Annotated in this window: 23 protein-coding genes and 1 pseudogene; 7 read left to right on the forward strand and 17 right to left on the reverse strand. The window is 36.8% G+C overall.

The genetic code is table 11. The features are described from left to right. Window positions 1–2: 2 nt before the first annotated feature. Together ACFCYJ_RS13110 and ACFCYJ_RS13115 are read right to left on the reverse strand one after the other, a co-directional pair. Window positions 3–1,148 carry a VanZ family protein gene (locus tag ACFCYJ_RS13110; RefSeq protein ID WP_376074379.1) on the reverse strand — a complete coding sequence of 382 codons (1,146 nt, stop codon included), beginning with the start codon at window positions 1,146–1,148 and terminating at the stop codon, window positions 3–5. A 279-nt stretch (window positions 1,149–1,427) separates the two neighbouring features. Next, the gene (locus tag ACFCYJ_RS13115; protein ID WP_376074380.1) at window positions 1,428–1,715 is read right to left on the reverse strand and encodes a DUF6509 family protein; all 288 of its coding nucleotides are present in this window, start codon (window positions 1,713–1,715) and stop codon (window positions 1,428–1,430) included. A 167-nt stretch (window positions 1,716–1,882) separates the two neighbouring features. Between ACFCYJ_RS13115 and ACFCYJ_RS13120 the strand changes: the two genes are divergently transcribed. From ACFCYJ_RS13120 to tatC, 5 genes are all read left to right on the forward strand, one after another. Beyond that, window positions 1,883–3,067 (forward strand): alanyl-tRNA editing protein, encoded by a 1,185-nt coding sequence (locus ACFCYJ_RS13120; protein ID WP_376074381.1) that lies wholly within the window; start codon window positions 1,883–1,885, stop codon window positions 3,065–3,067. A 299-nt stretch (window positions 3,068–3,366) separates the two neighbouring features. Further along, window positions 3,367–4,113, forward strand: coding sequence for a gluconate 2-dehydrogenase subunit 3 family protein (locus ACFCYJ_RS13125; RefSeq protein WP_376074382.1), 747 nt, complete (start codon window positions 3,367–3,369; stop codon window positions 4,111–4,113). A gap of 17 nt (window positions 4,114–4,130) precedes the next feature. Beyond that, window positions 4,131–5,843 (forward strand): GMC family oxidoreductase, encoded by a 1,713-nt coding sequence (locus tag ACFCYJ_RS13130; RefSeq protein WP_376074383.1) that lies wholly within the window; start codon window positions 4,131–4,133, stop codon window positions 5,841–5,843. A gap of 264 nt (window positions 5,844–6,107) precedes the next feature. After that, entirely contained in the window at window positions 6,108–6,311 is a 204-nt protein-coding gene (gene tatA, locus ACFCYJ_RS13135; protein WP_376074384.1) for a twin-arginine translocase TatA/TatE family subunit, read from the forward strand. A gap of 11 nt (window positions 6,312–6,322) precedes the next feature. Further along, window positions 6,323–7,168, forward strand: coding sequence for a twin-arginine translocase subunit TatC (gene tatC, locus ACFCYJ_RS13140; protein ID WP_376074385.1), 846 nt, complete (start codon window positions 6,323–6,325; stop codon window positions 7,166–7,168). 14 nt (window positions 7,169–7,182) lie between these two features. On the opposite strand, the gene ACFCYJ_RS13145 is transcribed toward tatC, so the two are convergent. The 10 genes from ACFCYJ_RS13145 to ACFCYJ_RS13195 all read right to left on the reverse strand — a co-directional run bounded on the left by ACFCYJ_RS13145 (window position 7,183) and on the right by ACFCYJ_RS13195 (window position 18,897). Beyond that, the gene (locus ACFCYJ_RS13145) at window positions 7,183–7,998 is read right to left on the reverse strand and encodes a metallophosphoesterase (RefSeq protein WP_376074386.1); all 816 of its coding nucleotides are present in this window, start codon (window positions 7,996–7,998) and stop codon (window positions 7,183–7,185) included. 497 nt (window positions 7,999–8,495) lie between these two features. Further along, complete coding sequence (locus tag ACFCYJ_RS13150; RefSeq protein ID WP_376074387.1) at window positions 8,496–9,218, reverse strand: amino acid ABC transporter ATP-binding protein; 723 nt, start codon at window positions 9,216–9,218, stop codon at window positions 8,496–8,498. After that, entirely contained in the window at window positions 9,211–9,870 is a 660-nt protein-coding gene (locus ACFCYJ_RS13155; RefSeq protein ID WP_376074388.1) for an amino acid ABC transporter permease, read from the reverse strand. Before ACFCYJ_RS13155 ends, ACFCYJ_RS13150 begins: the two co-directional genes overlap by 8 nt. 85 nt (window positions 9,871–9,955) lie before the next feature. Then, window positions 9,956–10,753 (reverse strand): transporter substrate-binding domain-containing protein, encoded by a 798-nt coding sequence (locus ACFCYJ_RS13160; protein WP_376074389.1) that lies wholly within the window; start codon window positions 10,751–10,753, stop codon window positions 9,956–9,958. 590 nt (window positions 10,754–11,343) lie between these two features. Then, window positions 11,344–12,351 carry an asparaginase gene (locus ACFCYJ_RS13170; RefSeq protein ID WP_376074390.1) on the reverse strand — a complete coding sequence of 336 codons (1,008 nt, stop codon included), beginning with the start codon at window positions 12,349–12,351 and terminating at the stop codon, window positions 11,344–11,346. 117 nt (window positions 12,352–12,468) lie between these two features. Then, the gene (locus ACFCYJ_RS13175) at window positions 12,469–13,908 is read right to left on the reverse strand and encodes a M20 family metallopeptidase (RefSeq protein WP_376074391.1); all 1,440 of its coding nucleotides are present in this window, start codon (window positions 13,906–13,908) and stop codon (window positions 12,469–12,471) included. A gap of 16 nt (window positions 13,909–13,924) precedes the next feature. Beyond that, complete coding sequence (locus ACFCYJ_RS13180; RefSeq protein WP_376074392.1) at window positions 13,925–15,148, reverse strand: MFS transporter; 1,224 nt, start codon at window positions 15,146–15,148, stop codon at window positions 13,925–13,927. Between the two features lie 100 nt (window positions 15,149–15,248). Further along, entirely contained in the window at window positions 15,249–17,213 is a 1,965-nt protein-coding gene (locus tag ACFCYJ_RS13185; RefSeq protein WP_376074393.1) for a helix-turn-helix domain-containing protein, read from the reverse strand. A gap of 309 nt (window positions 17,214–17,522) precedes the next feature. Further along, window positions 17,523–18,245, reverse strand: coding sequence for a peptide ABC transporter permease (locus ACFCYJ_RS13190; protein WP_376074394.1), 723 nt, complete (start codon window positions 18,243–18,245; stop codon window positions 17,523–17,525). Window positions 18,246–18,267: 22 nt separating this feature from the next. Further along, a complete protein-coding gene (locus ACFCYJ_RS13195) occupies window positions 18,268–18,897 on the reverse strand; it encodes an ATP-binding cassette domain-containing protein (RefSeq protein WP_376074395.1) in 630 nt (209 codons plus the stop codon). A gap of 174 nt (window positions 18,898–19,071) precedes the next feature. Between ACFCYJ_RS13195 and ACFCYJ_RS13200 the strand changes: the two are divergent. Beyond that, window positions 19,072–19,140: pseudogene (locus ACFCYJ_RS13200) on the forward strand (hypothetical protein); the annotation flags it as partial. A gap of 276 nt (window positions 19,141–19,416) precedes the next feature. Further along, a complete protein-coding gene (locus ACFCYJ_RS13205; protein WP_376074396.1) occupies window positions 19,417–19,605 on the forward strand; it encodes a helix-turn-helix transcriptional regulator in 189 nt (62 codons plus the stop codon). A gap of 566 nt (window positions 19,606–20,171) precedes the next feature. On the opposite strand, the gene ACFCYJ_RS13210 is transcribed toward ACFCYJ_RS13205, so the two are convergent. The 5 genes from ACFCYJ_RS13210 to ACFCYJ_RS13230 are packed head-to-tail and all read right to left on the reverse strand — an operon-like array spanning window position 20,172 to window position 23,111. Then, window positions 20,172–20,531 (reverse strand): Na+/H+ antiporter subunit G, encoded by a 360-nt coding sequence (locus tag ACFCYJ_RS13210; protein ID WP_079562765.1) that lies wholly within the window; start codon window positions 20,529–20,531, stop codon window positions 20,172–20,174. Next, on the reverse strand, window positions 20,509–20,793 hold the full coding sequence (locus ACFCYJ_RS13215; RefSeq protein ID WP_079562764.1) for a Na(+)/H(+) antiporter subunit F1: 285 nt from the start codon (window positions 20,791–20,793) through the stop codon (window positions 20,509–20,511). The genes ACFCYJ_RS13210 and ACFCYJ_RS13215 overlap by 23 nt, the downstream gene beginning before the upstream one ends. Next, a complete protein-coding gene (locus tag ACFCYJ_RS13220) occupies window positions 20,793–21,275 on the reverse strand; it encodes a Na+/H+ antiporter subunit E (protein WP_376074397.1) in 483 nt (160 codons plus the stop codon). Before ACFCYJ_RS13220 ends, ACFCYJ_RS13215 begins: the two co-directional genes overlap by 1 nt. Then, window positions 21,275–22,780 carry a Na+/H+ antiporter subunit D gene (locus ACFCYJ_RS13225; protein ID WP_376074398.1) on the reverse strand — a complete coding sequence of 502 codons (1,506 nt, stop codon included), beginning with the start codon at window positions 22,778–22,780 and terminating at the stop codon, window positions 21,275–21,277. Before ACFCYJ_RS13225 ends, ACFCYJ_RS13220 begins: the two co-directional genes overlap by 1 nt. Next, on the reverse strand, window positions 22,773–23,111 hold the full coding sequence (locus ACFCYJ_RS13230) for a Na(+)/H(+) antiporter subunit C (protein WP_370045412.1): 339 nt from the start codon (window positions 23,109–23,111) through the stop codon (window positions 22,773–22,775). The genes ACFCYJ_RS13225 and ACFCYJ_RS13230 overlap by 8 nt, the downstream gene beginning before the upstream one ends. Window position 23,112 lies beyond the last annotated feature (1 nt).

The raw sequence follows: 23,112 nt of genomic DNA on the forward strand, positions 1-23,112 counted from the left end.
CCTTATTTTTTTCTCGTTGCTAGTAAGCCTGCATAATAGTCCATATAAAAACGGCGTTTACCTCCACTTACAATGACACGTATTACATGAATAGCAATAACCATTGTTAGAACAAAGTTCGCTATAAAGGCTAACAATGTAATGACAATTTGTAGTACATAAAATGGTGAATCCATATCTAATTTTATATGGCCTATCATTGTTATAATCTCCGAAGTACAGACTACCACGAGAATAGCAACACAACGGCGCCAAGATTGACTTACAATACTTTTGCCGTTTTCACTTATCATTGTAAATCGCATAAACTTCATCCCTAATGTTGCACCTTTTGTAAAGCTTGGAACAACACCAAAGAGCAACATATACAAAGCAATTTTTACTAAAAACTCGAAAATGCCATTATAACCGGTTACGACACTAACGAAGAACAAAATAACTTGCGCTATAAATAAATCTATTGCTAGTGCCAACAAAATAGATAATGGTTTGACAATATCTTTCTCGACCATTTCTGCTGTTTTAGCCGTCACCTCTTCATGAGATGGAAACAGCGCCCACACAACAGGGGCTAAGAAGAACCCTAATAGTGCACCAACACTGTTAAGTATTAAATCATCCACATCAAAAATTCGATACGCACAATTAAAGATGCCATAAATCCCTGTATATTGGGTTACCTCATAAAACAATGTTAGCAAAAAGCTAAATAGAAATGCACGCTTCCAGTACTCTCTTTTTTTAAGAAAATAACGCAAGTACACGCCAAACGGCATGAGCAGTAAGAAATTATAAAATGCCTGATAAAAAGCAGGCTGCTTTGGGATATAAATCCATGTTGATGGATTCGTCAAAACAATCCCACTACCCTTTAAAATATCAGTGACAAATTGAAAAGGATGTAAATTATAATGCACTGTATCTGGAGCTTGCAGAGAGCAAGTATCACGTGTTTCTGGGAAAGGCAATAAGACTAAACATAAAGCCGATAAGAAGTAAAAAATAAATGAGAACGTAATAATCGTTTTGGATACAGATAAGTAGCCATATTTCCGATACGTATAAATTAGCCAAGGTACAAATAGCACAAAGGTTGCGAAAATTGTTATTAAAAAAGCTACCATTATTGAATGTGTATAAACTGACATAGAACACCTCTTCGTTTAAAAATCCCCGTTTTTTTATATCTTAAACATAGTTTAGCTCATGAACACAACACGAATATTTCACTAATCTTAAATAATCCTTAATTTAAAAATAAGGCAGTCAAATATATTTTTGGTCATAAAGTTAAAATTCCGCATAGACTCCCAGGAGACAAACAAGAGTACGCAAATGTAGCTCATGCCTGCCCACTGAAAGAAAAGCGGAATTTTATCAAATAAGGAAATATTAATTTTTGTTAAAAAGACTTTTACGCAGGCATACTATGCTTTGGCGATTTCTTCTTTGCAAAATGCTAAAATCTCTTCTAGCTCTTCATCCTCTAATGCAAAATCTAAATACTCACCTTTAGCTTTTTCTAGGATGAAGTAATTTAAAATATATGGCTCTTCACCTTTTTCAGCAATTAGTACACGAAGCTCAATTCCTGCTTCATGATAAAGCTCATCTTCTTCATCAATATCTACATCTAAAATAAATTCATAACGCTTACCTTCAATAATGTTTGTTGGATCTAAAATTTCTTCCATTGAGAATTGTGTAATTTCCATTGTATGATCTCCTTTTAGTTAACCTGTTCTTTTATATATTAAATCAAATTCAGCATGGGTCAACTAGAAAACTCGTATACACTTGAAAGTAATTATGCCAAAATGAAAATAAAATAATTAAGAGATGTGATTCTCTTAAGGATACTCTACATAAAGGAGGCTTTTTCTTGAAAGAGCTACTATATTATCAAAATGTTATGCTACGTGAATTTGATGCAACAATTGTCAATAAAGGAACAGATATAGATGGCCGTAACTACGTGGTGCTATCAAATACTGCATTCTATCCAACAGGAGGCGGACAACCTCATGATACAGGTACTTTAAATGATATCGAGGTCATTGATGTTGAGAAAATTAATGATGAAATTCGTCACTATATTCAAGGCGATTCTTCAAATTTAGTTGGAAAAGTGCATGGACAGTTGAATTGGCAACGACGCTTTGATCATATGCAGCAGCATGCAGGCCAACATATTTTAACAGCGGCTTTTGTCGAGCTTTTTGATGCACCAACTGTTAGCTTCCATTTAGGTAGTGAGCAGGTCACAATTGATATTGCTGTAGATGCCCTAACGGAAGAACAGCTTATGGCCGCGGAAGCCCGTGCCAATGAAATGATTCTAGAGAACCGTCCAATTGAAACGACATGGATTACAGAAAAAGAACTAGAGAACTACAGCCTACGTAAAGAGGTAGCCGTCACAGGAGATATTCGACTTGTTATTATTCCAGACTTTGATTACAACGGTTGTGGCGGTACCCACCCAACATCAACAGGACAAGTCAGCACAATAAAAATTCTTGGCACAGAAAAAATGAAAGGCAATATTCGTGTCTCCTTTGTCTGTGGTCACCGAGTATTAGCTGAGCTAGCCATGCGAAAGAAAGTACTAGCTGACGTTGCAAGACAATTAAGCGTACCTGAGGCTGAAGCAGCTACAGCACTTACAAAAATCTTAACAACACAGAAAAATACAGAAAAAGCACTTGTGGCGGCAAAAGAAGAGTTGCTAAATTATGAAGCAAAAGCGCTAGTTTCTAGTGAAAAACGTATTATTACCGCTGCCTTTACTCAGCGTACTATGCAAGAGCTTCAAAAATTAGCTCGGACTGTTGTCGCTGAACAGGTAGATGCTATCGTATTACTTGTTTCAGAAAATGAAGACAAGCTTCAGTTTGTCGCAGCACGTGGTGCAAAAGTTGAGAAAAGTATGAAAGACATCGCTGCCAAAGCACTGCCACTCGTTAATGGAAAAGGCGGCGGCAGTGATCAAATGGTACAAGGCGGTGGCGAGCGTACTATCTCTACCGAGCAACTATTAGAAGCTATGCAAGAAATACTAAACTGACTTTTCGATAATAAATTACAACAAAGGAGCTTTTCCATTACTGGGGCGGCTCCTTTATTCATTTATTCACATAATCACTTACCACACATACTATTGCTGCTATCTCCCCCCACCGATTTTATCCACACGTTATCCACAATTAACGCACAACTTATCCACATTTCGTCTCGATTACATCTATTCGATGCATCCGTTGGATTAAATTAAAAATTTTTCCATGTATACCTGATTATTATTTCCTTTTTTTGCTGATTATAAAAAATAGAATAGTTTCTATACATTTTGAGGGGAGGATTTCGATGAGTCCGGAAAAGGATATTTCACGTCGTGATTTTTTAAAAACAACAGGGATCGCAGCAGGTACATTAGTCAGCGGTGGCTTAATAGGAGGTCTTGTAGGCTATAACATGCCCGGTAAAGGAACTGCCACGCTAGAGCATGGTCAGCATGGAACCGTTACTGAAGAGACCGGTTCGCCAAAAGCTAAAATGTTCTTTATGAATCAACGAGATTTTAATATTTTAGCAAATGCTACTGAACGCATTCTCCCTGAGGATGATTTAGGTCCAGGGGCAAAGGGCTTAGATGTGCCCTACTTTATCGATCATCAGCTAGCGGGGCAATACGGCAGCAATTCTAAAGAATATATGCATGGACCCTTTGGTGAAGGTGCACCAACACAAGGCTATCAGAGTCGATTAACTCGTGCGGAAATTTTTAAGCAAGGTGTTCAAAAGCTGGAGTCGGAAGCACAGAATCGCTATAAAAAGAGCTTTAATGATATCGATGGGAAGCAAATGGACGAAATTTTAACTGCCTTCCAGAAAGGTGACGTGCAAATGAGTGGTGTCACATCTGCTTTCTTCTTTACTTTATTACGAGCCGCAACATTAGAGGGCGCTTACTCTGACCCTATTTATGGTGGGAATCGCAATATGGATGGCTGGCGTATGAAAGGTTTCCCTGGTCATCAAATGGCGTATATTACGCAAATCGAAGATCCGAAATTCCAAAAAATTGAGCCTAATTCATTAGGTAGCCACTAATATAAGGGGGTTAGAAAATGGCAACAACATTACCAGGTGTAGACGTTGTTACAGTAGGGGTAGGTTGGACCGGCGGCATTGTCGCTGCAGAGTGCTCAAAGGCTGGCTTAAAGGTTGTTGGTTTAGAGCGTGGACAAAGGCGTGGCACTGAGGATTATCTAACGGTCCATGACGAGTATCGTTATGCAATTCGTTATGATATTATGCAAAACCTTTCTAAGGAAACGGTAAGCTTCCGTAATAATCGCAATATGAAGGCATTGCCTATGCGTCAGCTCGGTTCCTTTTTACTTGGTGAAGGGCTTGGCGGCTCTGGTACACATTGGAACGGTATGACGTATCGCTTCTTACCATATGATTTTCAAATTAAAACATTAACAGACAAACGTTATGGACCGAAAAAACTTGGACCCGATTACTTATTACAGGATTGGGGATTAACATACGATGAACTTGAACCCTATTTCGACAAATTCGAAAAAACGGCTGGTATTTCTGGAGATGATAAAAATCCATTTAGCGGAAAACGTTCAAACCCTTATCCGACCGGCCCTATGAAAATGACACCGATGCTTACGCAATTTGAAACAGCTGCAAAAAAATTAAAATTATCGCCTTACATGGTTCCTTCTGCAAATTTATCAGAAGTTTATAAGAACCCTGACGGTGAAACGATTAATGCTTGTCAATATTGCGGCTTCTGTGAACGCTTTGGCTGTGAATATGGCGCCAAATCATCTGCAGAGATTACTGTTGTTCTTACTGCATTAAAAACAAATAATTTTGACTTACGCTATAATTCCAATGTTGTTGAAATCTTAAAGAAAGGCAATAAAGTAACTGGTGTCCGATACATCGATACAATATCTGGTGAAGAATTTATTCAACCAGCAAACGCTGTTGTACTTACTAGTTACGTCTTTAATAATGCCAAGCTCTTGATGGTTTCTAACATTGGCGAACGCTATGATCCTGCTACTGGAAAAGGGACACTTGGAAGAAACTATTGCTATCAAATACTACCCGGAGCAGCAGGATTTTTTGATGAGCAGTATAACACCTTTATGGGTGCAGGTTCACTTGGTATGAGCTTAGATGACTATAATGGTGATAATTTCGATCATAGTGACTTAGATTTTATTCACGGCGGAAGTATCGCTCTAACACAAACGGGTGCACGCCCTATCGGCTCGAACCCAACACCCCCTGATACACCAACATGGGGATCAGAATTTAAAAAGCAATCGATTCATTACTATACACGCTCATTCGGGATTGGTGCACAAGGGGCTTCGATGCCACATAAAGAAAATTATTTATCTCTTGATTCTACGTATAAGGATGCTTACGGCTTACCTTTAATGCAGTTAACGTACAACTTTACGGATCAGGATCGCGCACTTCATAAATATATTTCAGCACGTGCGGCTGACATTATGAAAGAAATGGGCGCCAAAACTGTTGTCCCAAATGCCGAAATCACTGATTACAATATTGTACCGTATCAAACAACTCATAATACAGGCGGGACAGTTATGAGCTTAAAGCCAGAGGATGGCGTTGTGAATAACTACCTGCAGCATTGGAATGTAGAAAATCTTTTTGCTGTGAGTGCTGGAAACTTTGCACACAATAGTGGTTATAACCCTACAGGTACCTTAGGGGCACTAGCCTACCGCTGTGCAGAAGGTGTTGTGAAATATAGCAAATCAGGCGGTTCCTTAGTATAACTTCTTTCAGCGGGTGTTTGGACACCCGCTGAAATAGAGGAACTCAGTCTAAGAACGCCACGTCCTGTGGCAATTTATCTGTGCGAAAGCGTAGCGGCAGCAACAACAACAACTGAGTGATCAACATCACGTTGGCCCAAAGCCTCCGGCGGATGTCACGGAATCGGAAAGGAGTTCTTTGTGCTTGCACAAAGCCGATTCCAAACGTAATTATGCCGAGGCATAATTGATATACTAAACAAATTATTAAAAGGAGGCAAAACTATGGGAGGTCTTGGAGCAATTGGACTACCTGGATTAATCGTTATTTTGGTCATTGTTTTAATCGTGTTTGGTCCTAAAAAATTGCCGGAAATCGGCGGTGCAGTCGGTAAAACATTCGCAGAGTTTAAAAAGTCCACGAAAGGGCTTATCGATGATGAGGATGATCCGGCGAAAAAAGAAGAAAAAAAATCTGATGCTTCGTAGGAGGTTATCCTATGGATCCATATGAAGAAGGAAAAAGAAAATATTTAAGTCCACTTGATAAGAAAGAAGCCGAGCCTCTCACCTCTGTAGAGGCTTTTGTTAAAGTTCCAGTAGAGACAATTGAACAGGATATGGTAGCAGATGAACCCCTTTTTCCAATTACATCGTTGCTTGAACATCTCACTGAACTACGAAAACAAATGATTAAAGGGCTTATCGTATTTATTCTATTTTTTATTATCGTATTCTCTACCATTAATATTTGGTTTCCTTATGTCACTCGAGGACATTCACTAATTATTTTAGGGCCTTTAGAGGTTGTGAAATTTTACATGACGATTTCCACAACTCTAGCATTCGGGCTATCTATGCCCTTTTTAGTTCATTTTTTGTGGAGTTTCGTAAAGCCAGGTTTAAAAGAAGAAGAAAGCCGTTTTCTCGGTCTTTACGCACCTGTCATGCTTGTACTCTTTTTATTAGGCGTAGCTTTCGGTTATTTCATTGTTAATCCACTCAGCTATTCATTTTTAGTGAGTATAGGGTCAACTAATTTTGATGTTATGGTATCCGCCAATGAATACATGCATTTTTTAGTGATGACAACTGTACCACTCGGACTACTCTTTGAATTACCAATTGTAGCCCTCTTTTTATCGTCCATAGGGATCCTAACAGCTGAATCCATGAAAAAAATACGAGGCTGGTCTTATATCGGGATGGGCGTTGGTTCTGCTTTGATTACACCACCTGATTTTATTAGTCAGCTACTCGTATTAATTCCAATGATTATTTTATATGAAATAAGCATCTATCTCGTTAAACGTATAGAGCGTAAACAAATAGAAAGCACTGCGTAGCAAAGACGCAGTGCTTATTTTTTCTTTAATTCCATTACAAGAATCTCTGGTGGATTAAAAACTCGAATAGGTACTGTACTATTACCTAATCCTCGACTAACGGCCATAGTTGTTGTTCCTTCCTCAATAACGCCTGCCGTATATTTCGGGAATATTCCCTGTCCTCGTGCGAAAAGACCGCCAATACCAGGAATTCGAACTTGTCCACCGTGTGCATGTCCTGCAAATACTAAATCAATTCCAAACTCCACATACGTATTAAACACTTCTGGTCGATGCGCTAGTAAAATCGTTAATACATTTGGTGGAACATTTTTTGTTGCTATCTCTAGCATTTCTTTCGTTGTTCTACCCGATAACGGATCTTCGATGCCAACAATCGCCAAGCGCTCCCCGTCGCGCTCAATGAAGGCCGATTCATTGGACAATACATGTACACCTAACGATGATAGCTCGTCATAAATTACATTCACTTTATTCGTCGCTACTTCATGGTTTCCTAGTACATAATAGACATCCGCTAATTTAACTAATCCTCTAACAGCCTGCAAGCTTCGCTCCAAATTATAACGATTACTATCAACTAAATCACCTGTAATAAAAATCAGGTCAGGATTTGTTGTCTTAACCTTTGCAATGAGTTTCTCTTGCTGTTCGCCAAAGAGAGCATCCTGTAAATCTGTTATTTGCGTAATGCGTAGCCCATCAAAGCTGGCGGGCACTTTTTCTGATTCGAATTCATGCTTGCTTACAACCAGCCAGTGATTGTTTACGTACAAAAAAATGACTATAAAAACAAGAAAAAAAGCTACATATAATAATTTTTTCAATCGCAATCGCTCACTTTGTGGCTACTTTTTCATCAGATCAATTTCGCCTTGGCGTAATTGTAGCTGTCGCTTTGCTTTCGCTACAGAAAACATTTGCCGCTGACGCTTCGCTTTCGCGCAGATAAATTGCCACAGGACGTGGCGTTATTAGACTGAGTTCCTCTCACTGAAAAGGAACACATCTGCATTCATCTCACCACCTTCAGAGGTGGGAGCTTCTACTAAATGAAGATAAAAAATCTGACCCCCCTATTATAAGCATAAAACAAAGTAATTGTAAGCACATACGCATAAAATCATTAGATTGCACAAAAAGAGTAACCTAACGTATACTGTCGACTGACTGTCAAGCATCCTTGGTTTATTACACAAACACTGAGGGTTTTTGTATGGGCACCTCCATGTTTATCATGTATGGATACCTCAACAAATGAACCAAAGTAAACAAAAAACGCATTTAGACCCTCCTTTCAGAAAGTCTAAATGCGTTATCTCATTTATAATACTTTTTCTAAAAAATCCTTCGCACGCTGTGTAGATGGTGATGAGAAAAACTGTTCTGGTGGTGCATCCTCAATTAACTTTCCGCCATCAAGGAATAGTATACGATCAGCCACTTCACGTGCAAAGCCCATCTCATGCGTTACGATTAACATCGTCATCCCAGTATCAGCAAGATTTTTCATAACCGCCAATACCTCTTTTACCATTTCAGGATCAAGAGCTGAAGTAGGCTCGTCAAATAAAATTACTTTTGGATCCATTGCTAGTGCTCGAGCAATAGCAACACGTTGCTTCTGTCCTCCTGATAGACGGCTTGGATATTCATTGCGCTTTTCAAATAGACCTACCTTCGTTAATAAATCTTCAGCCTTTTTGATAGCCGCTGTCTTATCCATTCCTTTCACATTAATCGGTGCGTATGTTAAATTTTCAAGTACCGTTTTATGAGGGAAAAGATGAAAATGCTGAAATACCATACCGACTTCTTCACGGATCTTCATCATGTTTGTCCCTTTGTCCGTTAGAACGTCACCCGCAATTGTAATCTTTCCGCTCGTTGGTTCTTCTAATAAATTTAAGCAGCGCAGGAATGTTGATTTACCAGACCCTGATGGACCAATAATAGCAATTACTTCTTTTTCTTTAATTTCTGTTGAAATACCCTGTAGTACTTCATTTTGTCCATATGATTTGTGTAAATCTTCAATTTTAATCACTTTTTCTCATTCCTTTCTCAATTCGTCTACCAAGGAACGTTAATACAAGCGTCATAATGTAGTAGATCACACCCGCAAATAGTAAAGGCTCAAGATAGCGATATGTTGAACCACCTACAATGTAAGCACGGCGCATAATATCAAGTGCACTAATAACCGTCACAACAGCTGTTTCTTTATTTAATGTAATAAACTCATTTACTAAAGATGGTAAAATATTTTTTACGGCTTGTGGGATAATAATATCTTTCATCATTTTCGCATATGGAATACCTAGCGCTTGTGCCGCTTCCATCTGTCCTTTATCAACCGCATTAATACCAGCGCGGATGATTTCTGAAATATAAGCACCTGAGTTTAACCCGAATGCAATAATAGCCGTTGGAACTGGATCAATTTGAATATCTAATAATTGTGGCACTGCATAATAAATAATCATTAATTGTAATACGAGCGGTGTACCACGGAAAATCGATGTATAAAAATCTGCAAACCAACGCAAAACATTCACTTTGCCAATTTTGCATAACGCTAGTAATATACCAACTATAAAACCGATGATTGATGCACCGATTGCAATTTGAAGTGTAACACCTATCCCTTTTAATATATAAGGAATAGAGGGAATGATAGCTGTAAAATCTAAATTCACAGTGCCCCCTCCTTTCTTGTTCTTTTTTCAGGAAATGAAAGATATAAGCGATAGCTCGAAATAGAGCTATCGCAGATAAACTTGCTTATTTAACTTTTAACCATTTGTCTTCTAGCTCTTTAATTTTACCTTCAGTAGCTAATTCTTTTAATGCTTTGTTAATTTTATCTTTAAGATCGCTTCCTTTTGGAACAGCGATTGCTTTAAAGTCTTCAGGTTGTTCTTTAACAGGGAACGCTTCTAGTTTATCGTTCGTATCAAGATAACCTTTCGCTACGCCACTTTCTACAATCCCCGCATCTAAACGCTTAGACATCATGTCTTGAACAATTTCAGGAATTCGAGTACGTCCTTCAACGCTAGCATCTACTTCTTTTGCAATTTTATTACCTAAAGTTTCTTGGATAGAAGCGTTTTGGACACCAATTTTTTTACCAGCTAAATCAGCCTCTTTTTTAATTCCACTATCCTTTTTCACGATGAACACTTGCTCTGTTTGATTATATTTTTCAGAGAAATCTACAACTTTTTCACGTTCTTCATTAGGTGACATACCAGAAATAACAATATCAACTTTTCCTGCTTGTAAAGCTGGTACTAGACTATTGAAGTCGATATCTTGAACTTGTATTTCTGCACCGATCTTTTCACCAACTAATTTAATTAAATCAATATCAAAACCAATAATATCATCACCTTTTGCAGCATCAACATACTCAAATGGTGCATAATCGGATGAAGTACCTACTTTTAATACTTGCTTTTGTTCTGTACCTCCGCTAGCATTTGAATCTTTATCGCTTGCCTTATCATCTTTTGCGCCACATGCTGCTAGTACACCAATTACTAGAACGAGCATGAGCATGAAAAATTTGTTCTTCATATTCAACGATCTCCTTTTATTTATGTTTTATTGTCTATGAAACTCTTGTTCTTGAAAATTACCGAATGGATATTTATTCACTATAGAGAATAAATATCTATCTGCTAATAAGATATACTCTTTCGAAGTAATAATCAAGCTAATCTGAAAATTTCCCGATAAAATATTATATACATAATTTTCCGAAAAATCAATCCTTTTAGGTTTCCAAAGGGAATACCGACTACCGATGGATAAGCTCAGTAGCACCAGTTCCACTGTAGCGAATTCTGTTTTAAATACTTTAAACGTAGCTTCGTCCACAGCGTTGTCATAAGGGCATCCTTTCATGCTCAGTGACCGTTTGATACCGAATGTTTCAAGACTCTCAGAAATAAGTTTGTTATCAAACTATACATGTTTTATAGGAATCCCTGCTAATCTCATTTCAATTGCTTTCATTTTCACTTCTACTGGATAACTAACTCTTGTCCCCATAGAAAAACACCTTCACGTTGATTTGTTACGGTACAATACCCGTTTTTCAACGAAAGGTGTTTTTTTTATTTGTCTCATTTTTTTAGGTCAGTCTTATTTTCGAATAGAATCCTTTATTGTTCCATTTTTCCTGTTATTACGGTTAAATCTCCTGCCAATGGCGTTTCAATAATTTCCTTAACCCTAGCTAAAGAATTTGTCTGTCCAAGTGCCCACATTAATTTGGCAACGATTGCTTCCGTATTCATATCTCCGGAAAAAATAACTTGATGCTGCGCTACTTTGCGTCCCACTTCATACAGGAGCAAGTCCTCCCCTTCTTCCAGACATTGGGTCGTAATGACAACAGCAATTCCTTTATCCGTCAGCTCTTCGATTTTCGTAAGCAGGCTTCTTTCTTCAAAAGGCAGCCCGCCGTTTCCGAAACTTTCAATAATAATTCCTTTATATAAGTCTTTTAAACAATCAAAAATCTCAGGCTTAGCGCCAGGATATAATTTCATTAGAAATACGTCCGTACATAAATTCATATTGAATACAACCTTCTGTTCACTAGGTGTGGGTTTCCAATTATATTTCACTTCACTTTTATTTACAGAAGCAACATATGGGTGATTGATACTTTCAAACGCATCATAGCTTTTTGTCCGCATCTTAATCGCACGAGTTCCTAGGATCACTCTACCATCAAAAACGATAAACACGCCGCCTATATCCTCGCAAGCGATTCGTAAAGCGTCCGCAACATTTTTCTTAGCATCAGTTTTTTTAAAGCTCATTGGGATTTGCGAGCCGGTTAGCACAACTGGTTTGTCCAGACCTTGAAGCATATAAGACAGCGCTGAGGATGTATAGGCTAACGTATCAGTTCCATGAGTAATTACAAATCCATCGTATTCATCATAATTTTTATATACTGATTCAGCAATTTTTACCCAATGCTCAGGCTGCAAATTTGTACTGTCTATATTCATTAAGATTTTACCGTCGATTTTTATGTTATCGAATGCTTCTGGAAGGAAATGCAACAATTCTTCAACTGATAATACTGGAGTAAGCCCCTCATTTCCTTCTACACATGCAATTGTTCCACCGGTAGTAAGTATTAATATCTTCTTCATAAGCAACATCTCCAAAGTAATACGAAAGGTGTATTTATTAAACACAATAATAGCTTTTACTTTAATTATTACAATATTAATTTAAACGTTTTATTTACACACCGCCCGCACAATGAATTATCTTAGCTTTGGTGGCAGGAGATCTTTCGGGATTGGTGCTGAATAGGTTTGACCCCCAAGCCGTTTGTTATGCTCAGCCTTGGCCGCAGTAAGTATATCAGGAGATTGTATGATTTCAATGGCAGTTGCTGCCATAATTTCTCCGGCTTGGAGCATTGCTTTTTGTGCATAGGAAACAGCACCTTGTGATACAACCTGCCAAGTATGCGGTGCGGTTCCAATCACCCATGTCGCTGTATTACATTGCATAGTTGGGACAATCCAACTAACATCTCCTACATCAGTCGAAGCATACATGAGTTCTTCGGTTTTAGACAGAGGTGGGATAACCGTAGCAATCGGTGAAGCAAGAAGCTTCTCTTGTGTTTCAAAATCAAACTTCATAATATTTTGTTGAATATCCTTATTACTTAAAGTTTGCTGAATTTCCCGAGCAAAATCCATTTCATCTTGTGTATACGTCGGCAGTCCAATTTCCTGTATTTTCTCATACATGACATTAGCCATAGTAGAGTTTGGAATTAACTCTGAATAGCCTCCTTCAAATTTGTAGTTCATGCTTACACTTGTCATTAACGCTGCACCTTTTGCAATATCAACGACCCGTTCAAAAATCTCATCAAGTTGCTCCCGTTTGGGTGCACGAATGGAATACACAACATCAGTATGAGCTTGTACAACATTTGGTGCATCGCCGCCTGCATTGGTAATCGCATAATGAATACGTGCTTCAGGGATAATATGCTCGCGCAAAAAGTTGACACCAACATTCATTAATTCAACAGCATCTAACGCGCTTCGCCCGAGATGAGGTACAGCTGCTGCATGAGCACTTCGACCTTCAAAGGAGAATTTAACTGTATAAGTAGCAAGAAAAGACATATTTAAAGGGGCGGTATAATTGCCAGGATGCCAGCTGAGAGCGAAGTCTACATCGTTAAATAATCCCTCCCTTACCATAAATACTTTGCCACCGCCACTTTCTTCAGCTGGACATCCATAATAACGAATCGTTCCACTCAGTTTGTGCTGCTTTAAATATTCTTTTATGGCCACGACAGCTGCAAATGATCCTGTGCCTAATAAATTATGACCACATCCATGTCCATGTCCGCCTTTGAGAATTGGAACGTGCTTTGAAATCCCTTCTTGTTGGCTTAACCCTTCTAGTGCATCGAACTCACCTAAAATTGCAACAATCGGGTGTCCTGAACCGCACGAGGCAACAAAACCTGTATCAAGCCCAGCAACAGGTGATTGAACTTCGAACCCTTCTTTCATTAAGGCTTCTTTCATTGCATTAGAGGATTTCTCCTCCTCAAAGCGGATTTCAGGGTGTGTCCAAATAAAATCACTTAGCTCAATAAATTGTTGTCTTTTTTTGTTAATTACATTTTTGGCAAATTGGGAAAATAATATTGAAGTTGAATTTGACATATGAAATACCTCCTTATTAAGACACGCTTGATGATAGTTGCTCTGGTTGCTCAGGCTGCTTTGTTGTACGGAATGTAATAATTGCAATCAAGCAGACAATAGCAAAGCCAATTAGCATCCAAAATGCCATGTCAAAGCTTCCTGATGCATCAAAAATAAAGCCAATTAATGTAGGTGCTAAAAAGCCAGCTAGCTGTCCTCCTACATTTACAAACCCCATTGCAGATCCCGCCACTGAAGTTGGTGTATTTTTAAGAAGGATGGCGTTTAATAGAATAATGACAACAGCAATTGCGAAAGTTACGATTGTTTGAAATATAATAAAACTTGTAATAGATGTCGCTGTAAACATAAAGTACATTAATACAGCGATTAGAACTGTACCGATAATACCAGGTATCTTTTCTTTCCCCTGTGGAATTTTATCCATAATAACGCCACCTAGTAACATACCTATAAGCATAGCAACACCTGGAATTGTTTGAACCCAACCAATGGATACTAAATCTAATCCGCGCACACTTGACAAATAGCTAGGAATCCAGCTTGTTAGCCCCCATTGAACCGTATAAATGGCAAAGAAGGATACAAAAATACTCCATAACAATGGCATTTTTAATACTGTCTTTAAAGGACTTTTACCTTGTTGTACCTGCACACTGGCTGAATCTTGACTAATTGCTTCATGTGGTACTTTTAAGAAATAGAGATAAAGCACTACAACTAAGGCACCGATTAAGGCAACACCTATAAATAGCGGCCGCCATCCAAAAGAGATCAATAAATAGGCTGAAAGAATGGGTGTTAATATCGCCATAACACCACCACTTGACAATAAAATGGATTGTGCACGTCCACGTTCTTTATGCGGGAAGGTTTCTGAAATTGCTTTCGTTGAAGCAGGCATAAAGCCTCCCTCACCTAAGCCGAATAGGAAACGTATGACTAACAGCATAAATAAAGAATTGACACCCCCTGTTAATCCTGTAAATAGTGAAAGAAGCAGAACCGAAATTGTAACTATTTTACGGGGTCCGAATTTATCTGCCAACAAGCCTCCCGGTATTTGCATAATTGCATAACCTAGGAAAAATGTGCTTAATACAATTCCCGTATGTGTTGCATTAAGCGATAAATCTTTAGAAATATCAACGATCGCATAATTAATAACAAAACGATCGAAATTACCTAAAGCCCATCCCAAAAATAAAAGTGCTAAGATTACGGACTTATTCTTCATCCAATCCCTCCAAGCATTTAGAATATTTAGTTTATTGTAAAAGATATAAATATAGAAGAAGCTCCATAATTTTCATAAAAAACATAGAGCTTCTTCTATATCAAATAAGATGATTATCGTATAAATAGCATGCTAGTTGTATTCTTAATAAATGCTCGCGATTATCAAATGAAAGGTTTAAAATCTTTTCGATTTTACCTAGACGTTGATAAAGTGTATTAATATGAATAAATAATTGATTCGCTGTTTCTTTTGGAGAGGTATTACATGCAACATATGCCCTTAGCGTGTTAGCCAAATCATTTCTTTCCTGACTAAGAGGATCAAATATTTCATTTATAAAGCTCTCAATATACTCCTTTGATTGTGTCAAAAATAATGTATTGATTCCGAGACTATCATAAGAAATTACACTAGTATTTTGATTACGAGCCCCATAATCACATGCCTTTTGTGCTTCATCTGTTAGTTTTTTTATATATGCCAAATCTCGTTGACCAGTGCTAATACCAGCGTATAGAGGAACACGGAAAAATATAGAAAAGTTGCTAATCAGGGTTGATATTTCTTTTTTAATGGTTTTAAATTCCACCCAATCATTATATGGTACAAAAATAGTAATCTGATTATTTGTTCCAAATAAAAATATTCCATAGTCCCTTAGCTGCTTTTCGATAGCAACAATAAGCTTATGAAGCTCCAATTCAGAAGAAATAGAATGTTTTTCCTGGGCTATCATTACAACAATCATGCAAAAGGATTGATTAAAATGATAGTCTATTTTTTGATTTAATAGCTGGATGGCCTCCGTGCTTGGAACAGAGGAAATACGATGAAAAAATTCCTGGTTATGTTTCAAATAGCGATCCATCAACGACTGTTTTTTCAGAATCTCGTTGGAAATCATCATTGCACATTGTTCAAGTACCATACGATTTGTCTCGGAAATCTCCTGCTTAGCTTCAACAACTAGTGCTGCTATAATAAAATGATCAAGGATAATTGGTTGTGCGTAAAAAGCTTCCCCTTCCATTTCAACATAATCCCCTTCTGGATAAACTTGGATTTTCTTAAACAGCTCATCGAAAAATTTATCGTCCCTTTTAGATGGATTGGTCTGAATTTCCTCATAATATATAAAATCATAATAAATCAGAGTCATTTGAAGGATGGACTGAATTTCTTTTACAATGGCTGGAATACCTTTGTTCGATAAAGAAAGAGACATTAATGTATCGTGAATTTGATTGCGAATGGATAAGTAATTTTCGCGTTCCTGGAGTTGTTGGTATATACGTGCATTAAAAATAGCCAGTGCCATTTGCGAGGCAAAGTGCTCCATTGTTTTCACATCTAACTCCGAAAAGGACCATTGTTTTTTTTGCTGATGAAGTAAAATAACACCCACCGTTTTTTCAGACAACTTAATTGGTACAGCAATGAGCCCACTAGATTGATAAAGCTTTTCTTCTGGTGCTAGTATTGCTAAATTTTTTTCAGAAACATCATTAAAGTATTGAACGATTTCTGCTCGGTTAGTAAATAACTTTGATTCCCCCTCAGCAAAGATTTTTCCCACAATTGCTTCACCAATTTGAAATTTAGCATGGCGAATCTTTTTATTCAAACCGACTGTAGCGATATTTTCAAGTATCTTTGTTTGCTCATTATAGAGTGTTAAAATGCCTGTGGAAGCTGCCGGAATTGCAACAACTGCGTTTTGTAGAATATTCTCAAGTAGCGATTCCACTTTTTCATTTGTCACAATGGCTTGTAGCCCTTCTTGAAGTTTTTGAATTTCATTTTCTTTGTAATATACACTTTTTTTAATAAATATTATTTCAAATAAATCCTGAAAGTAGGCAAGCTCTTCTTCCGTTAGAGACTTGTTCACTTCAAACAATACTGTCAATGTTTCAGCGTAGTAAAATGAGTAACGTTTACCTTGTAGTTCCTCCTGAACAATCCACTCAATTGAGGGCTGCCAATCTTCCTTAAAACCAAGCGAAAACTTTGAAATCTGAAACTTCTTTAGCGTCCTACTGAAAAATAGTTGCAAATCCATAGTCATCACCATCCCTAATTTATTCAAGTGAATTTCTATTAATAAATCACAGGAAACCTCTTAACTTGTACGAAAAAATTAAGACCCTATTTGGATCTGTTACACTATTAGAGAACATCACCTTCATCTCGGCAGAGCTAAGGCCTAACCCCCCACAACCATTTTGGGGGTACTTTTTCCTTTTGCTCTTTTAATTCAATTTTTTATTGACTCAGCGTATTGGAGAGATTGTAACTAAGATAGTCACTATTGGTAGGACCTCTTATTGTATATAAAAAAACTACTTCAATCCGAAGTAGTTATCTCTCATTAAATCCCCATTTTGATCCATCTAGTTTTAGATAAGCTAAGGATAATTAAATTTATGATAGTAATGGAAATTAAATATGAAATAATATATAGAACATCATTACTCTCGAGTATCGTATCATCAGAGTGCAATACTTTATCTATACGAGGATACATTGCATTTCCTGCCTCAAAAGGAGCCATGAAACCAAACGTCTCCTTGCTTATAGCTACTAAAACGACTGAAGTAATCCAATAAACGATACTTACACCTATACTAATTAATATATTAGGACATAACATGCTTATAGTCCCGATAATTAAAATGTACTGTAATATAATCGAAGAAAATAAAAATAATAATAATATAAAATGTGAGAAATTATGATACATTAACGATATGACCAGCAAGCCTAGCATTATGAACATAAAACACTCTATAAATAAAATAGCTACCTTTTTATAAAAAAAGGTATAGATGTTTTCCCCTATTAATTTGTAAAATAGAATATTTTTGTTTGAATACTCTCTATTAATAAAGAAAGCTATAACAAATGAAAATAACATGAAACCGAACTCAGTGGCAACAGTATAGGAGCTAAAGAAAAAATCAGCATATGTAACTTTTTCAACTTTATCTATTCCAACCGGTAAAAAATACCCCAGTAAAAACAAAAAAAAGAACATAGACCCTAATATAATTATAATTTTGTTACTAAGGCTTTTTTTAAACTCTAATTTCATTATATGCCTCCACTATTGCATTTTACTCATTTATATATACTTCAATTAATTTTTCCACCGAATCATATTTTAGAATATTTTGATTATTAAATATATAGTAATCCCCATCGATCGCCTTTAAATCAGACAAATTGTGTGTAATATTAATTATAATCTTCTTGGGGTTCTCATGAATATATTCTTTTAGAAAACGGTGAATTTCCATGACTGTTCTTTTGTCTAATGCATTCGTTATTTCGTCTAAAATAATAATATTTTTGTCTTCTAATAAGAAGCTAAGTAATTTTAATTTTTGCTTTTGCCCATCACTCAAGTTTTTGATAAGAACTTTACCATCAATATTATCAAGATTAAGTAAAGGTACAATCTTATTTATCATTTCCGAACCAAATTTACGGCCCAATAAATTTAATAAAAAATCCTTTGAAACATCATTAGGTATATTCGATGAGCTAGATATTAAAGAAACACTTTGACGTATATCTCTATTGATTCTCATACTATTATTTAATAAAAAATCTTTAGCAAGTTGTGATTTGCCGACTCCATTTTTCCCTACAATATGGTTGACCTTACCTTGCGAAAAATGTAAATCTACATCTTGAAGTAACGTTTTATCTTTCACTTTTAAAGTATAATTCGCTATGTTCATATACATACTCCTAATTGTCACAAGTAATTTGGCTCTACTAAATGTGGCTATCGTACTCCTTCCGATATTCTCTTTAATGGAGTAGTGCCCAATTTATCTATTTAAAAAGGTGTTTATTTTTAACTAGCAGTACCAACAATACCCATCTTTAATTTATGATAATTTTCCCTAACAATCAATTTGGATTCAAAGTGTACTGCATCTTGTGACCATTGTTGTTTTTCTTGTTCACCAACTTCTACAAAATATATTTTGTTCGCTTTCTATCCTATGCTAAATTCCCAAATAATCAAAATCAAAATTTGTTGTATTTTCTGCAATTTTTGATAATTTGTTAGATTTATGCTTGATATCGGCTGTGTTAAGCAGAATGAAATCGAAAATTATTAAAATTATACTCAACGACAGTCTACCATCTATCTCTATAAAAGGATGTGTAACATCAAGTAAGTAAAAAAACCATTTATTTTTCTTGGTTTTTGATGTAATTTGCACTTTACATCAAAAAGAGGGGTTTATTTGAAAAATAATATTAAACAATTGAGGGAACGATTTGATTTAACTCAAGAAGATTTAGCTAGGGAAATAGATATTTCTAGACAAACTATTATTTCTTTGGAGAAAGAACATTTTAGTCCTTCGATTATTCTTGCTTTTAAGCTGACTAAATTATTCAATTGTCAGATTGAGAATATCTTTATTTATTAGGAGAATTAACTATGAAAAAAAGTGATTTTTAAATACTAGTAGGAACAGTCGTGTTGCATATTTATTTTCGGGTATTATTTGTACAATAATTGGTATATTTATAAATAATCCAGCGATTACATCTAATTATTTTCCTGAAAGTTATATATTATTAGCGATTGGAATTGGCCAAATTATGCTTACGTATGTGGCTCCACATAATATGATGAACGTTCTAAAAAATTGTTGGTAGGGCTATGTATATAGTTATTTTGTATTATTTATCATGTTGTTCGTTTTATATTTACTTATTAGTTCGGATATTTGGGTTTTTAGTGGAGTTCAATTTTTATTTATTATATTTTCAGTGATGGTTATATCAATACCGGCTAGGCTACAATGATTATTTATACTAAAAAATATTAATAAAGGTTTTGAAACAAGGAAACCCAGTAAAGCAGCCGGAAAACACTGTGAATTCAACGATTAATCTTGCATACATAAACAATGGCTTAAAGAAAAGGCGTAACAAAGTTGGAATCGAATTTTCGACAAGCAAAGACCTCCAAAAAATGGAGGTCAGCTGCTTATTTTTCATCTGCAAAAAGCTTTTCCTTTAACTCATCCTCCCCTGACCCTTCTGCTAAAGGTACTCGAGAGCGATACGCTGCACGACATATTAAATGCCCTGCTACAGGAGCTGTTACAAAAACGAAGCCAATTCCTAAAATTAAACGTACACTAACATATCCATCATGTACCCAAAAGTAAATAAATGCGCCTAATAGACATGTTAAGACCGATAATGTCGAACTTTTCGTTGCAGCATGTGAACGCGTGTATACGTCAGGTAAACGAATCATCCCAAATGCGCTAATAACACTGACAATGGAGCCAATCAATATAAGGATAACTGCCGCCCATTCAATCATTTGATTTACGTTCAACAATCACACCTCTTTCAATATATTTCGTAAACGCAATCGTGCCGATAAAAGCTAAAATCCCTAATATTAAAATGGCTTCTAAATACGCCTTTGTTTTTAATATAATGGAGACGATTGCGATTGCTGAAAGTAGGTTAACACCTATTGTATCAAGTGCAATGGCACGGTCAGGCAACGAAGGACCCCGAATCACACGAAATAGCGACAACGCAATCGATACACTGAATAATGCAAGAGCCAAAAGTAAAATTTTATCAATCATTAACGTGTCACCTCCATGATTGCTTGTTCAAATTTCCCTATTGAACGAATGACAGCTTCTTTCGATTGTTCAATATCCATTGCATGAATATAAAACAGATCTCCTTCTTCAGAAACTTCCATCACGACTGAACCTGGAGTCAGGGTGAGCAACAACGCAAGAGCTGTTATTTCCCAATCTCCTTTAAGCGCTGTTTTATACGTAAATATTCCAGGAGTAATAGCGAGCTTCGGCGTAGTAATTTGTCTTAATACGCTGTAACTCGATAATAGTAGCTCCCAATTAAAGAGCCATAATAATTTAATGATTGAGAACACGCGTCTTAAATAAAATTGTGTGCCGTAAAAGCGGTGCATCGCATATAAAATCCCTATTCCGACGATAAACCCCATTAAAAATGTCGAAAACTGCGGTATAACTTCATCCTGTAACAAGAGCCAAAGTGTTGCGATAAATAAATTCAAGATAAATTGCATCGCCATTATTTATTCACCTCGCCTTGCCATGTTGTGCCATCCAGCACTGCATCAATATAGATCGATGGCGTATAGAGCGTCTTTGCTGCATCTGTTACATAAGGAGCCATCCATTCAGCTCCAATTCCTAAAGCAATTGTACAAGCTACCAACAATGTTAATGGTAAGACCATACGCTTTGGTAACGGCTTTTCATCCTCTAGACTAATAATCGTTTCACCAAAGAATGAGGAGAGAAATATTCGTAATAGTGAATACAAAACAATTAAACTAGATAAAAACCCTAGCCCTAGTAGAACAAAATTGCCTCCTTCAATAGCTCCTTGTCCAATTAAAATCTTACCTAAAAAGCCACTCAATGGTGGTATCCCAGCAAGAGAACACATGACAATAAAGAATAACCAGCCAAATAAAGGGTAATTTCGAATAAGCCCACTCATTTTATCAATAACCGTTTCACCGGTAACATACATCATCATGCCAACTGCTAAAAATAGCATGGCCTTAGCTACCATATCGTGCATCAAATAGTATGTTACGCCCTGTAAGGCAGACTCCGTACCGATCGCTAGACCAGCTACTATAAAGCCTACACCAATAAGGACGTTATAAGCGGCAATTGTTCTTACATCTCGCCCTGCTAGTGCTCCCATACATCCAGCAATAATCGTAACTCCCGCCATAATTCCTAGCACCATATGAGTCACTTCAGTATTAGTTGGGAAAAGTAATGTAAAGGTACGGACGAGTGCATAAATTCCAACCTTCGTTAATAATGCTGCAAAAAGTGCAGCTATAGCGGTTGGAGGTGCGCTGTATGAGCCTGGAAGCCAGAAGAATAATAATAGACCAGCCTTCAAGCTAAAAACAATTAAGAAAATAAGAGCCACAGTCGTGATCAGTGGGTCAGCTCCTAGCTCCATCACGCGGACAGAAATATGTGCCATATTCAACGTTCCAACGGTTCCATATAAAAAAGCTAGTGCCACTAGGAAAATCCAAGAGGCAACAATATTAATAAGGACATATTTTAATGCCTCTCGCAGCTGAACTTTCTCTCCACCTAAACTAATGAGCGCATAAGAAGCAAGTAACATCACCTCAAAGCACACAAACAAGTTAAAAATATCTCCTGTTAGAAACGAGCCGTTAACTCCCGCTACCATAAGTAGGACAAACGGGTAGAAATACATCTTTTCAAAGTTCTTACCGATTGTAAACATGGCATATAACAGACAAATGGCTGCGACAATATTCGCCACTAATACAAGAAGCATTGCGAACGAATCAGCAACAAATGAAATGCCGAAAGGTGGTGCCCAGCCACTAAAATCAATACGCATTACACCTTGTTTCTGAATCTCTTGTAATAAAATGACACTAATAAGGACAACAAAGCTTAATGTCAATAAACTAATGATGCGCTGTAAAAAAATATTTTCACGTAAAAACACAAGTAAAATCGCCGTAATAACCGGCACAATTAATGGTAAAACAATCATATTACTCATCCGGCGTACCTCTCATTTCGTCAAAATTCGCCGAACCGTTCGTTTTATAGGCTCTGTAACCAAGAACAAGCACGAACGCTGTCACCGCAAAGCTAATCACGATTGCCGTTAAAATTAATGCTTGCGGCAGAGCGTCTGTGTAGGGACCTTCAGATTCCTCTAAAAGTGGTACATTCCCCTTCTTCAGTCCACCCATCGTTAAAATCAGTAAATGTGCCGCATGCGATAATACCGCCGTTCCTAAAATCACACGTAATAACTGTTTCGAGAGGATTAAGTACGTCGCAACAGCTACTAATACACCAACTAAAACTAGTATTAAAGACTCCATT

It is taken from the genome of Lysinibacillus sp. NPDC056232 (genome assembly GCF_042267565.1).
Classification (GTDB): Bacteria; Bacillota; Bacilli; order Bacillales_A; family Planococcaceae; genus Lysinibacillus.